Annotated in this window: 12 protein-coding genes and 2 pseudogenes; 7 read left to right on the top strand and 7 right to left on the bottom strand. The window is 64.9% G+C overall.

Features of this window, described 5'->3' with window-relative positions; translation table 11 throughout:
- Window positions 1-27: 27 nt before the first annotated feature.
- From sufD to GPA25_RS24330, 5 genes are all read right to left on the bottom strand, one after another.
- Window positions 28-1,350 carry a Fe-S cluster assembly protein SufD gene (sufD, locus tag GPA25_RS19570; protein WP_169262085.1) on the bottom strand — a complete coding sequence of 441 codons (1,323 nt, stop codon included), beginning with the start codon at window positions 1,348-1,350 and terminating at the stop codon, window positions 28-30.
- Window positions 1,350-2,123 carry a Fe-S cluster assembly ATPase SufC gene (sufC, locus tag GPA25_RS19565; protein WP_169262084.1) on the bottom strand — a complete coding sequence of 258 codons (774 nt, stop codon included), beginning with the start codon at window positions 2,121-2,123 and terminating at the stop codon, window positions 1,350-1,352. The genes sufD and sufC overlap by 1 nt, the downstream gene beginning before the upstream one ends.
- Window positions 2,124-2,143: 20 nt before the next feature.
- Complete coding sequence (gene sufB / locus GPA25_RS19560; protein ID WP_169262083.1) at window positions 2,144-3,592, bottom strand: Fe-S cluster assembly protein SufB; 1,449 nt, start codon at window positions 3,590-3,592, stop codon at window positions 2,144-2,146.
- A 17-nt stretch (window positions 3,593-3,609) separates the two neighbouring features.
- Window positions 3,610-4,071, bottom strand: coding sequence for an SUF system Fe-S cluster assembly regulator (locus GPA25_RS19555; protein ID WP_169262082.1), 462 nt, complete (start codon window positions 4,069-4,071; stop codon window positions 3,610-3,612).
- A 159-nt stretch (window positions 4,072-4,230) separates the two neighbouring features.
- The gene (locus GPA25_RS24330) at window positions 4,231-4,791 is read right to left on the bottom strand and encodes a hypothetical protein (protein ID WP_343035015.1); all 561 of its coding nucleotides are present in this window, start codon (window positions 4,789-4,791) and stop codon (window positions 4,231-4,233) included.
- Between GPA25_RS24330 and GPA25_RS24065 the strand changes: the two are divergent.
- The 6 genes and pseudogenes from GPA25_RS24065 to GPA25_RS19535 form a co-directional block, all read left to right on the top strand.
- Window positions 4,705-5,589, top strand: a pseudogene (locus tag GPA25_RS24065) (AAA family ATPase); the annotation flags it as partial. The gene GPA25_RS24330 and the pseudogene GPA25_RS24065 sit on opposite strands and share 87 nt — an antisense overlap.
- Window positions 5,590-5,662: 73 nt before the next feature.
- A pseudogene (locus GPA25_RS24325) lies at window positions 5,663-5,716 on the top strand (hypothetical protein); the annotation flags it as partial.
- 102 nt (window positions 5,717-5,818) lie between these two features.
- A complete protein-coding gene (locus GPA25_RS24060) occupies window positions 5,819-6,883 on the top strand; it encodes a Lon-insertion domain-containing protein (RefSeq protein WP_343035014.1) in 1,065 nt (354 codons plus the stop codon).
- Between the two features lie 26 nt (window positions 6,884-6,909).
- On the top strand, window positions 6,910-7,509 hold the full coding sequence (locus GPA25_RS19545) for an isochorismatase family protein (protein WP_169262081.1): 600 nt from the start codon (window positions 6,910-6,912) through the stop codon (window positions 7,507-7,509).
- A gap of 4 nt (window positions 7,510-7,513) precedes the next feature.
- Complete coding sequence (locus tag GPA25_RS19540; RefSeq protein WP_169262080.1) at window positions 7,514-8,899, top strand: nicotinate phosphoribosyltransferase; 1,386 nt, start codon at window positions 7,514-7,516, stop codon at window positions 8,897-8,899.
- The gene (locus tag GPA25_RS19535; RefSeq protein ID WP_169262079.1) at window positions 8,896-9,369 is read left to right on the top strand and encodes a YbhB/YbcL family Raf kinase inhibitor-like protein; all 474 of its coding nucleotides are present in this window, start codon (window positions 8,896-8,898) and stop codon (window positions 9,367-9,369) included. The genes GPA25_RS19540 and GPA25_RS19535 overlap by 4 nt, the downstream gene beginning before the upstream one ends.
- A gap of 52 nt (window positions 9,370-9,421) precedes the next feature.
- On the opposite strand, the gene GPA25_RS19530 is transcribed toward GPA25_RS19535, so the two are convergent.
- Window positions 9,422-10,159: an S-methyl-5'-thioinosine phosphorylase gene (locus GPA25_RS19530; RefSeq protein ID WP_169262078.1), complete on the bottom strand. Its 738-nt coding sequence runs from the start codon at window positions 10,157-10,159 to the stop codon at window positions 9,422-9,424.
- Between the two features lie 167 nt (window positions 10,160-10,326).
- Between GPA25_RS19530 and typA the strand changes: the two genes are divergently transcribed.
- Window positions 10,327-12,144 carry a translational GTPase TypA gene (typA, locus tag GPA25_RS19525; RefSeq protein ID WP_169262077.1) on the top strand — a complete coding sequence of 606 codons (1,818 nt, stop codon included), beginning with the start codon at window positions 10,327-10,329 and terminating at the stop codon, window positions 12,142-12,144.
- Between the two features lie 83 nt (window positions 12,145-12,227).
- On the opposite strand, the gene GPA25_RS19520 is transcribed toward typA, so the two are convergent.
- A partial coding sequence (locus GPA25_RS19520; protein ID WP_169262076.1) for an integrase core domain-containing protein occupies window positions 12,228-12,411 on the bottom strand: 184 nt, incomplete at its 5' end.

Genomic DNA, 12,411 nt, shown 5'->3' with positions numbered 1-12,411 from the left:
GTTTCCCCGCCGCATTTTCGTCGATTCTCACGCCGCCTCGGGCAAGCCCCCCGGCAACAGCGATTCAAGCCGCGCGCGCAGCGCCGCATGCTCAATACCCTCCAGCGTATCCGCCGCAAACGCGCGGATCAGCAACGAACGGGCAGCCGCCTCATCGATTCCCCGCGACCGCAGGTAATGGAGCTGGTCGGCATCGAGCTGGCCAACGGTGGCGCCGTGCGCGCATTTCACGTCGTCGGCCCAGATCTCCAGTTGCGGTTTGGTATCAACCTCGGCGCTGTCCGACAGCAACAGGTTGCGGTTCGACTGCTGCGCATCGGTCTGCTGCGCATCCGGGCGCACGATCACCCGGCCGTTGAATACGGCGCGCGCGGCCCCGTCGAGCACGCCTTTGTAGACCTCACGGCTGGTTCCGCGCGGCTGCGCATGATCGATGCAGGTATGGTGATCGATATGTTGCCGACCACTGCCGACATACAGGCCGACGAGCTTCGCCTCGCAGTCCTCGGCACCGAGCCGCGTCGCGATTTCGCTGCGCGCGAGCTGGCCGCCGAACGCGAAGGCGTGCGAGCCGAAGCGGCTGTCCTGCGCCTGCTCGGCGTGAATCGCGGCGATGTGAAAACTCCGCCGGCCTTCCTGCTGCAGCTTGGCATGGGCGACGCGCGCGCCCTTCCCGAGCACGATCCGCGTCACTGCATCGGTGAAATAGCTCGCATCGTCCGGCCCCGCGTGATGCTCGATCAGCGTCACGCCCGCCTCGGCGCCGGCGCGGACAAGATTGCGCGGGAAGCTCGCGAGGTCGTTGCGCGTCGTGATGAACAACAGGTGGATCGGCATGTCGAGTACGACGCCGGGCGCAAGGTCGATCCACGCACCGTCAGCCCACAGCGCCGAGTTCAGCGTCGTGAAGCCATTCGCTGGCGCCTCGTCATCGGCCACGAAGAGATCCTCCAGCCGATCCGGCCGCGCAGCGATCGCAGCGGCGAGGCTGCCGACCTGCGCGCCCGCCGGCAGCGTGTCGAGTCGCGACAAACCCGGTGCGTAACGGCCATCGACGAACACCAGCCGGTGCGTACCATCGAGGGCGTGGCGCGCAAGCGCGCGTTCGGCCAGGCCGTTGGACGACGCATCGAACGGTGTGTCGAAGGCCCGTCGCTCGATCGCGGCAACGCTGGTGTATTTCCAGTCCTCATGCCGCGTCGTCGGTAGTCCGAGTTCGGCGAAACGCCCGATCGCATCGCTGCGTACCCGCCGAAGCCACGGCAACGCGGCGCCGGGCAATCCTTCATGCTCTTCGGCGAAGCGCGCAAGAACCCCGTTCACGAAAGGACCGCGTGTGCCGTTCGTCATCACTGCGCTCCCGCCCCGGCCATCTTCTGCGCCTCGGCCTCAACCCAGCCGTAACCGCGGCGCTCCAGCTCCTGCGCCAGCTCGGGTCCGCCCGACAGCGCGATACGCCCCTGCGCCAGCACATGCACGCGATCCGGGCGGATGTGGTCGAGCAGACGCTGATAGTGCGTCACCAGAATGATCGCCCGGTCGGGGTCACGCATTGCTTCGACACCGTTCGCGACGACCTTCAGCGCATCAATGTCGAGCCCCGAGTCGGTCTCGTCGAGAATCGCCAGGCGCGGCTCGAGCACCGCCATCTGCAGGATCTCGTTGCGCTTCTTCTCGCCGCCCGAAAAACCCTCGTTCACCGCGCGATACAGCAGGCTCTCGTCCATATCCATCAACCGGAACTTCTCCTTGACCAGCACCAGGAAGTCCATCGCGTCCAGTTCCTGCTCGCCACGGTGCCGGCGCACCGCATTCACCGCCGCCTTCAGCAGGTAGATGTTGGCGACCCCCGGAATCTCGACCGGATACTGGAATGCGAGAAAGATGCCTTCGCGCGCGCGCTCTTCCGGCGCCAGTTCGAGCAGGTTCTTGCCCAGGTAAAGGATCTCTCCCGCGGTCACGACATAGCCTTCGCGCCCGGCGAGCACATGCGCCAGCGTGCTCTTGCCCGAGCCGTTCGGCCCCATGATCGCGTGCACCTCGCCCGCCATCACGGTCAGATCGAGGCCGCGCAGGATCGGCTTGTCATCGACGGTCACGTGCAGGTTGCGGATCTCCAGCATGTCGACTCCCCCTTCAACACTTAACCGATGGCACCTTCGAGGCTCACGCCCAGCAGCTTCTGCGCTTCCACCGCGAACTCCATCGGCAACTGCTTGAACACTTCCTTGCAGAAGCCGCTGACGATCAGCGATACCGCGTCCTCGGCACTGATGCCGCGGCTCTGGCAGTAAAACAGCTGATCCTCGCCGATGCGCGAGGTCGACGCCTCGTGTTCGACACGTGCGCTTGCGTTCTTCACCTCGATGTACGGGAAGGTATGTGCCGCGCAACGGTCGCCAAGCAGCAGCGAGTCGCACTGCGTGTAGTTGCGCGCACCGACGGCGCTCTTGGCGACCTTCACCAGTCCGCGGTAGGCGTTGCTGCCGTGGCCCGCCGAAATGCCTTTCGACAGGATCGTGCTGCGCGTATTGCGCCCGAGGTGGATCATCTTCGTGCCGGTATCGGCCTGCTGGTAATGGTTCGTCAGCGCCACCGAATGGAACTCGCCAACCGAGTTGTCGCCCTGCAGGATCACGCTCGGATACTTCCACGTGATCGCCGAGCCGGTCTCGACCTGGGTCCACGAGATCTTGGAATTCGCCTCGCGACAATCGCCGCGCTTGGTAACGAAATTGTAGATGCCGCCCTTGCCGTCCTTGTCACCGGGATACCAGTTCTGCACGGTCGAATACTTGATCTGCGCGCCTTCGAGGGCGATCAGCTCGACCACCGCCGCGTGCAGCTGGTTCTCGTCGCGCATCGGCGCGGTGCAGCCTTCGAGGTAGCTCACGTAGGCACCGCGGTCGGCGATGATCAGCGTGCGCTCGAACTGCCCGGTGTTCTTCGCATTGATGCGGAAGTACGTCGACAGCTCCATCGGGCAGCGCACGCCGGGCGGGATGTAGCAGAACGAGCCGTCCGAGAACACCGCCGAATTCAGCGTCGCGAAGAAGTTGTCCGTATACGGCACGACCGAGCCGAGGTACTGCCGCACGAGATCCGGGTGGTTCTGCACCGCCTCGGAGAACGAGCAGAAGATGATGCCCAGTTCGCCGAGTTTCGCCTTGAACGTCGTCGCCACCGACACGCTGTCGAACACGGCGTCCACCGCCACACCCGCGAGCAGTTCACGCTCGTGCAGCGGCACACCGAGCTTCTCGTAGGTGCGCAGCAGTTCCGGATCAACGTCGGCGAGGCTCTGGGGCCCGTCCTGCTGCGAGCGCGGCGCCGAGTAATACACGATATCCTGGTAGTCGATCGGCGGATGGCGCACCGTCGCCCAGTGCGGCTCCGTCATCGTCAGCCAGTGACGGAAGGCCTTCAGGCGCCACTCGAGCATGAACTCCGGTTCCTTCTTCTTCGCCGAGATCATGCGGATGACGTCCTCGGAGAGCCCGTGCGGGAGCGCGTCCACCTCCATCGGCGTGTAAAAGCCGTGGCGATAGTCCTGACTGATCAGTTCATCGAGTTGCACGGCCTGGTTTCCCATCCTGACATCCTCCGTGTTCAGTCTGCAGCGTCGAACCGCCTGCCTGCATGCATCACCCGCAGATCAATGCGGGTCGCTACCGGCTGGGCGAATTCGGCCAGTCTCACCCCTTCGAGCGCACTGCGGACGACCTGATTGATCCGCAACCAGCTCCCGCGCGCCAGGCACCTTGGCTCCTGCGCACAGAGGCCGACGGTCACGCTACATTCGGTCATGCCGACCGTGCCCTCGACCGCATCGATGATCTGCGCGATCGAAATCTCGCCCGGCGACCGTGCCAGCGTGTAGCCGCCCTTGGTACCGCGATGCGAGACGAGCAGACCGTTGCGAGCCAGTATCTTCAACAGCTTGCTGACCGTCGGCAGGCCTACACCGACTGCGGCCGCGACTTCGGCGGCACTGAATACACGCGACGGCTCGCGCGCCATGTGCGCCATCATCACCGTGCCGTAGTCACCCAGTTTGCTCAGTCTCAACATCGCCCTGTCCTTGTCTTAATCTAGGACTTTGCCGGTACTATTTTGTTCCACTGGATTCTCGCGGATACGTGTCCTTGCCCCCTGCACTCCCGATGCGGTCGGCACGGCACACGGTCGTCAAAACAAATGACTCGCCAAGACCTTCGTCATCCAGTCTAATCACGAATGAAGTCCTGGGAATCCGGAACGAATATTCGCGCGGTCGTGGCCGAAACGAAACCGTCGGCCACACGGCGGCCCGGGTCGATTACAGCGTTGCCACAAATTCGGACCTGCCACGCGACCGATGAAGCACGCGGTCAGCCGATGTGCGGTGTCTCCGTGGCCACGCCCGTTTCTGGATGCAGGAGAACCGTGACCATGCCCGAACTCCCTCCGCTCGAACCGCATCTGCTGTGCACTCGCTGCGACCCTGAACTTCTCGATTTCGAGTCCACCGAGACGCTTCCCGAGCCGGATGAAGTCTTCGGCCAGGCACGCGCGGTGGACGCGGTCAGGCTGGCAATCGAGATCGATGCCCCCGGCTACAACCTCTTCGTCCTCGGCGAACCAGGCAGTAACCGCCACGGTGCGGCGCACCACCTGCTCGAGGCGCATGCGGCGACCCGACCATCGCCGGGCGACTGGTGCTACATCAACAATTTCGCCGAACCTAACCGTCCCCACGCACTGCAGTTGCCCGCCGGCCGCGGCGCACAACTGCGTGACGACATGCAGCAATTCGTCTCGGAACTCGGCCAGGCGATCGCCGCGGGCTTCGACAGCGAGGAATACCGCGCACGCGTCGAGGCCATCCAGGACGAGTTCAAGCAGCGCGAGGAAGCCGCGCTGCGCGACCTAGGCGATTCGGCCGTCGAGCAGGGCGTGGCATTCCTGCGCACCCCGCAGGGATTTGCGTTCGTGCCGATGAAGGGCGAAGAAAGCCTCGATCCAGAAGCCTTCGCCGCGCTACCGGACGACGAGCGCGAACGCATCAGCGGCCTGATCGGGGTGCTGCGCGAGCGCTTGCACAAACTGCTGCAACAATTCCCGCGCTGGCGGCGCGAGATGCAGGCACGCTTGCGCGACGCCAGCCGCGACGCGCTGGAACTTGCGGTGGGACACCTGATCGTGGAGCTGAAGGAACGCCACGCCGAACTGCCGCCGGTGCAATCCTTCCTCGACGCCGTGCTGCGCGACGTCGTCGAGGTCGGGCAGGAACTGCGCGATCAGGCCGCGAAATCCGACTCCGCGGCAGCCTCCGAGGGCGGCATCTCGGCACAGCGGTACCAGGTGAACCTGCTCGTCGATCAGGACGCCTGCGCGACGGCCCCACTGGTGTTCGAAGACCATCCGACCTATCCGAACCTCGTCGGCCGAGTCGATCACATCGCGCACATGGGCACATTGGTCACCAACTTCACGCTGATCAAACCCGGCGCCCTGCACCGTGCGAACGGCGGCTACCTGATGCTCGACGCCGAAAAGGTCCTGACCCAGCCCTACGCCTGGGAAGGCCTGAAACGCTCGCTGAAATCCCGCCAGATCCGCATCGAGTCACTCGCGCAGGTATTCGGCTGGGCCGGCGCACTGCCGCTCGAAACCCGAACCGATTCCGCTCTCGGTCAAGCTGATCCTCGTCGGTCAGCGCGTACACTATTACCTGCTGAAAGCGCTCGACCCCGAGTTCGCGGAACTCTTCAAGATTGCCGCCGATTTCGAAGATGTAGTCGAACGCAACGCCGAAAACACCCGGCACTACCTCCGCATGCTGGCATCGGTGGCACGCCGACACTCGCTGCGGCCATTCGAGCGCAGCGCAGCCGGGCGCCTCGTGGAGCACAGCGCACGCCTTGCCGAGGACGGCGGCAAACTATCCACTCGCACGCGCGAACTCGGCGACCTGCTCCGCGAGGCCGACCACCTCGCCGGCAAGGCCGGACGAAGCTCGGTGCTGCGCGAGGACGTCGATGGCGCCCTCGCCGCGCGGATCCGCCGCGCCGACCGCCTGCGCGACACGGTGCACGACGCCGTACTGCGCGAAACCCTGCTGATCTCCACCACCGGCACCCAGGTCGCGCAGGTCAACGGCCTCGCCGTGATCGATCTGGGCGACTTCATGTTCGGCCGCCCGATGCGCATCACCGCCACCGCGCGCCTCGGCGACGGCGACGTCATCGACATCGAGCGCAAGGCCGAACTTGGCCGGTCGCTGCATTCCAAAGGCGTGATGATCCTGTCGGCCTTCCTTGCGTCGCGCTATGCACAAAACCGGCCGCTGTCGCTGTCGGCGAGTCTCGTGTTCGAACAGTCCTATGGTCCCGTCGAGGGCGACAGCGCGTCACTCGCCGAACTGTGCACCCTGCTGTCGGCCCTTTCCGGCCTGCCGATCCGTCAGTCGCTCGCAGTGACAGGCTCGGTGAACCAGCACGGCCAAGTGCAGGCAATCGGCGGGGTGAACGAGAAGATCGAGGGCTTCTTCGACACCTGCAGGGCGCGCGGCCTCACCGGCGATCAGGGAGTACTGATCCCGCTCGCCAACGTCAAGCACCTGATGCTGCGCGACGACGTGGTCGAAGCCGCGGCGGCCGGTCGCTTCCATGTGTACGCGGTCTCCGTGGTCGACCAGGCAATCACCCTGCTGACCGGTATCGCCGCGGGCGAGCCCGACAACAGCGGGGCACTCCCCGCGGGCACGGTGAATCACCGCATCGAGACACGGCTCGCCGAACTCGCTGCCCTGCGCGAGCAGTTCGGATCAGGAAAGTCCCACCGAAAACACGACGATGGCACCCCGCCACGGAGGCAGGAGCGCGATGGCGGTCTAAAGTAAGGAAGGCAGAACACCGGAGACGCGCCATGGAAGGCAGTATCGGACGCATCGACTTGCGGGCTGGCGACGCCCTGATCCTCGTCGACGTCCAGAAGGATTTTCTCCCGGGCGGCAGCCTCCCCGTGCCCCACGGCGACGAGGTTCTGGTGCCGCTGCAGCGGCTCATCGACCGCTTTACGCGCCATGGCCTGCCTGTCGTCGCGACCCGTGACTGGCACCCGAGCGACCATTGCTCCTTCCACGACCGTGGCGGCCCCTGGCCACCTCACTGCGTCGCAGACACCCCCGGCGCGGAATTCGCCCCGGCACTCGCACTGCCCGATGCAATCACGATCGTCTCCAAAGCCGTCACGGCCGACCTTGACGCCTATTCCGGGTTCGGCAACACCGAACTGGACGATTTACTCCACCAGGCCCACGCACGGCGGCTCTTCGTTGGCGGACTCGCCACCGACTACTGCGTGCTCAACACCGTCACGGATGGACTGGCGAAAGGCTACGCAGTGATGCTGCTGACGGACGCGATCCGCGCCGTCGACGTCCTGCCCGGCGACGGCGCGCGGGCGATTGCCGAGATGGAGCGCCGCGGCGCCATCGCGATCACGAGCGGCCGGATTACGGACTGAGGCCATGACGACGCTGCCCCGCGCACCGGAACACGCACTCCTGACCGATCTCTATCAGCTCACGATGCTGCAGGCCTATTTCGACGGTGGCATGACAGAGACTGCCTCGTTCGAGTTCTTTGTGCGCAAGTTGCCCGAAAAGCGCAATTTCCTGATTGCGGCCGGGCTCGAACAGGTACTGGACTATCTCGAAGCGCTGCACTTTTCCGCTGCGGAACTCGAATGGCTCGCCGGCTGCGGCCGCTTCCACCCGCGCTTCATCGACTCGCTCGCGACGCTGCGCTTCACCGGCGACGTCGACGCAATGGACGAAGGCACGGTGTTCTTCGCCGACGAGCCGATCCTGCGCGTCACCGCCCCGCTACCGCAGGCGCAACTCGTCGAGAGCCGCATCATCAACCTGCTGCAATTCCAGAGCCTCGTCGCATCGAAGGCCGCGCGCTGCGCGCTCGCCGCATCCGGCCGGCTGCTAGTCGATTTTGGCTTGCGCCGCGCGCATGGCGCCGAGGCCGGCCTGCTGTCGGCACGCGCAAGCTACCTCGCCGGTTTCAGCGGCACGGCGACGGTTCTCGCCGGCATGCAATGGGGCGTCCCGCTATACGGCACGATGGCCCATTCCTTCATCCAGGCGCACGACGACGAAGTCGCCGCCTTCGAGCATTTCGCACGCTCGCAGCCATCAGCGAACACGATGCTGATCGACACCTACGATACCGATGCCGCCGCACACAAACTCGTCGCGCTTGCCGAACGCCTGCGCCCCGACGGCATCACGATCCAGGCCGTGCGCATCGACAGCGGCGACCTTGGTGAACAGGCGCGGCGCGTGCGCGCGATTCTCGACGCCGGCGGACTGAACGCGGTGCGCGTATTCGTCAGCGGCAATCTGGACGAATACGCCGTGCGCGACCTCGTCGCTGCCGGCGCACCGATCGACGGTTTCGGCGTCGGCACGCGCATGAACACCTCCGCCGACTACCCGTATCTCGACTGCGCCTACAAACTGCAGGAATACGCCGGGCAAGCACGACGCAAGCGCTCCGAAGGCAAGGCCACGTGGCCCGGACGCAAACAGGTCTATCGCCATCGCGACGCGGACGGCCGCGTTACCGGCGATCTGCTGACCACAGCGGACGATCGCGCGCCGGGCGAGGCGCTACTCCGGCCGGTGATGCGGGCGGGCCGCCAACTGGCCGCCACACCGGCACTCACCACCGTGCGCGAACATGCCGCGACCCAGCTTGGCGCATTGCCGGCGGCACTGCGCGGACTGGACCCCGCACCGCCCTACCCGGTTACCGTATCCGATCCGCTACACGCCCTCGCCGACGCGGTCGACCAAAGACTGCAGCGGAATCCGTCACCCGACGACAGGAGATCCCGACCATGAGCCTGAGACTGACTTCCAACGCATTCGACCACGACGGTGCGATTCCCGACACGTACACCTGCGACGCAATCAACGTCTCGCCGCCGCTCGCCTGGAGCGGCGTTCCGGCCGGCACGCGCAGCCTGGCGCTGATCGTCGACGACCCCGACGCCCCCGACCCCGCCGCACCCAAAATGACCTGGGTGCATTGGGTTCTCTACAACATCCCGCCGCACGCAGGTGGCTTGGGGGAGGCCGTCGCTGCAGCGGATCTACCGCCCGGCACCCGCGAAGGACTCAACGACTGGAAGCGCACCGGTTACGGCGGCCCCTGCCCGCCGATCGGGCGTCATCGCTACTTTCACAAGCTCTATGCGCTCGACGTCGTCCTTCCCGACCTCGGCCGCCCGACCAAGGCAGATCTCGAGAAAACCATGCTCGGGCACATCCTTGCACAGGTTGAACTGGTCGGAACGTACCGGCGAAAGTAAGCACGTTCCGACGTTCCGAAGTACCGGATGCACAGCGCATCGCCTCGCTCGCTCAGGACTTGACGACTTCCTCGAGGACGCGCCGAACGCGCATCATCGCCTCCTGGAGCACCACCTCGATGCTGCTGAACTGGATGCCGGATTCGCTGGCAGCGCGCCCCGCCGCATAGTTGGCAACGACGTTGATGGCGGCGTAAGGGAGATTCAATTCGCGCGCCAGCGACGCCTCGGGCATCCCCGTCATGCCGACCAGATCAGCGCCGTCACCTTCGAAACGGTTGATCTCGGCTGCCGTCTCAAGCCGCGGACCCTGTGTGGCCGCATACACGCCACCGTCGTACATGGCCTCACCGACGGTCGCGGCGGCAGCGAGAATGCGCTGGCGCAGCGGCTCGTCGTACGGGTGCGTGAAGTCGATGTGATGGACCGCCTCCTCGCCCCCTTCGAAGAAAGTGCTCTTGCGACCCCAGGTGTAATCGATGATCTGGTTCGGGACGACCAGCACACCAGGTCCGAAATCTTCACGGATCCCCCCGACCGAGGCGACCGACACGATGGCGGTGACTTTCACCTGCTTGAGCGCCCAGATGTTCGCGCGATAGTTCACCTGATGCGGCGGGATCGTGTGTCCATAGCCGTGGCGCGCGAGAAACACCACCGGCCGGTCGGCCAGTGTGCCGAAGGTGAGCGCACCGGACGGTTCGCCGTAGGGCGTGCGAGCCACTTCACGCCGCGTGATTTCGAGCGTCGAGAGCTGGGTGAGTCCGCTGCCGCCAATGATTGCGAGCATGAAGCCTGTCTCCTTAAAAAGCGGCGCCGATTCTAGCACGCAGCTCAAGCCCGCTCCGGCGACGCAGCGGAGCGCCCGCGACGAGCAGAATTTGCCCCTTTCAACGCATGCTGCGACGCCGCACGCCGTGTTAGAATTAAAGATTATTCAAAGACTTCTGGACCAAAATGTCCCGCTCCATCCGCAACATCGCCATCATCGCCCACGTCGACCACGGCAAGACCACGCTCGTCGACCAGCTCCTGCGCCAATCCGGCACCTTCCGCGAGAACCAGCAGGTTACCGAACGGGTGATGGACTCCAACGATCTTGAGAAAGAGCGCGGCATCACGATTCTCGCCAAGAACTGCGCGGTGCAGTACGGCGACACCCACATCAACATCATCGACACCCCGGGACACGCCGACTTCGGCGGCGAAGTCGAGCGCGTGCTGTCGATGGTCGACGGCGTACTGCTGCTCGTCGATGCGGTCGAGGGCCCGATGCCGCAGACCCGCTTCGTCACGCGCAAGGCGCTCGCACTGGGCCTCAAGCCGATCGTCGTGATCAACAAGATCGACCGCCCGGGCAGCCGTCCGGACTGGGTCATCAACCACACCTTCGATCTGTTCGACAAGCTCGGCGCGACCGAAGAACAGCTCGACTTCCCGGTCGTCTACGCCTCCGCGCTGAACGGCTACGCGATGCTCGACGCCAGCCAGCCGGGCACCGACATGAAGCCGCTGTACGACGCGATTCTCGAACACGTGCCGCAGCCCGAAGTCGATGCCGACGGTCCGCTGCAGCTGCAGGTCTGCTCGCTGGACTACTCGACCTACATCGGCCAGCTCGGCATCGGCCGCATCAAGCGCGGCAGCATCCGTCCGAACCAGGAAGTCATCGTGATGTACGGCGATGAAAATCGCGGCAAGGCCAAGATCGGCCAGATCCTGACCTTCAAGGGGCTCGAACGCAGCCAGGCCGACTACGCCGAAGCGGGCGACATCGTGCTCGTGTCGGGCATCGACCAGGTCAATATCGGCGTCACGATCTGCCATCCGGATCGCCTCGAAGGCATGAAGCCGATCGCCGTCGATGAACCGACGCTGACGATGAACTTCATGGTCAATTCCTCGCCGCTGGCCGGCCGCGAAGGCAAGTTCGTCACGAGCCGCCAGATCCGCGAGCGCCTCGAAAAGGAACTGCTCAAGAACGTTGCGCTGCGCGTCGAATACACCAACGACTCGGACGTGTTCCTGGTCTCGGGCCGTGGCGAACTGCACCTGACGATCCTGCTCGAAAACATGCGCCGCGAAGGCTTCGAACTCGCCGTCGGTCGTCCGCGCGTGGTGTTCCGCGAGGTCGACGGCGTGAAGTGCGAACCGTACGAAATGCTCACCGTCGACGTCGAGGAAGAGCACCAGGGCGGCGTGATGGAAGAACTCGGTCGCCGCCGCGGCGAACTGCAGGACATGCAGTCCGACGGCAAGGGCCGCACCCGCCTCGAATACCGCATCCCGGCCCGTGGCCTGATCGGCTTCCAGGGCGAGTTCCTGACCCTGACGCGCGGCACCGGCCTCGCCAGCCACGTGTTCGACGACTATGGCCCGATGGCTGGCGCGATGGGCGAGCGCCGCAACGGCGTGCTGATCTCGCAAGACGACGGCCAGGCCGTGGCCTACGCGCTATGGAAACTGCAGGACCGCGGCCGCATGTTCGTCACGCACAACGACCCGGTGTACGAAGGCATGATCATCGGCATCCACTCGCGCGACAACGACTTGGTCGTGAACCCGATCAAAGGCAAGCAGCTCACCAACGTACGCGCATCCGGCACCGACGAAGCCGTGCGCCTGATCCCGGCGATCCAGCTCACGCTCGAATCGGCGATCGAATTCATTGCCGACGACGAGCTCGTCGAGATCACGCCGAAGTCGATCCGCCTGCGCAAGCGTTACCTGACCGAAAACGAGCGCAAGCGCGCGAACAAGGCCGAAAACGCCTGACGCCCTTATCGACCGCCGGATTCACCCCCCCCCGGTGACCCGTCCTGAATTAGGTTGACACCTGTTGTGACGGATAAGCCGGCCTAATGGCCGGCCTGCATAGACGCCCGATGAACCTCATCGGGCGTTTTCAATTGTATCGAGCAATGCGGCCGTTCCGTGTTGTAGATGGCGATAGACTGACTGACCATGCGCCGAGCCTCGTGTAGATCGTCGGGCAATTGGAGCAGGAATTCCTGCTTGAGAATGCCATTGACCCGTTCGGCC

The organism is Aromatoleum diolicum, from assembly GCF_012910955.1.
Lineage (GTDB): Bacteria > Pseudomonadota > Gammaproteobacteria > Burkholderiales > Rhodocyclaceae > Aromatoleum > Aromatoleum diolicum.
The sequence above is the reverse complement of the archived record's forward strand: the minus strand, read 5'-3'. Positions and strand labels throughout refer to the sequence as shown.

What these genes read in the sequence shown, in the direction of transcription:
- typA (WP_169262077.1), top strand. Translation starts at nt 10,327, where the DNA reads ATGTCCCGCTCCATCCGCAACATCGCCATCATCGCCCACGTCGACCAC.
- sufC (WP_169262084.1), bottom strand. Translation starts at nt 2,123, where the DNA reads ATGCTGGAGATCCGCAACCTGCACGTGACCGTCGATGACAAGCCGATC.
- GPA25_RS19540 (WP_169262080.1), top strand. Translation starts at nt 7,514, where the DNA reads ATGACGACGCTGCCCCGCGCACCGGAACACGCACTCCTGACCGATCTC.
- GPA25_RS19545 (WP_169262081.1), top strand. Translation starts at nt 6,910, where the DNA reads ATGGAAGGCAGTATCGGACGCATCGACTTGCGGGCTGGCGACGCCCTG.
- sufB (WP_169262083.1), bottom strand. Translation starts at nt 3,592, where the DNA reads ATGGGAAACCAGGCCGTGCAACTCGATGAACTGATCAGTCAGGACTAT.
- sufD (WP_169262085.1), bottom strand. Translation starts at nt 1,350, where the DNA reads ATGACGAACGGCACACGCGGTCCTTTCGTGAACGGGGTTCTTGCGCGC.
- GPA25_RS24060 (WP_343035014.1), top strand. Translation starts at nt 5,819, where the DNA reads ATGCTGGCATCGGTGGCACGCCGACACTCGCTGCGGCCATTCGAGCGC.
- GPA25_RS19535 (WP_169262079.1), top strand. Translation starts at nt 8,896, where the DNA reads ATGAGCCTGAGACTGACTTCCAACGCATTCGACCACGACGGTGCGATT.
- GPA25_RS19555 (WP_169262082.1), bottom strand. Translation starts at nt 4,071, where the DNA reads ATGTTGAGACTGAGCAAACTGGGTGACTACGGCACGGTGATGATGGCG.
- GPA25_RS19530 (WP_169262078.1), bottom strand. Translation starts at nt 10,159, where the DNA reads ATGCTCGCAATCATTGGCGGCAGCGGACTCACCCAGCTCTCGACGCTC.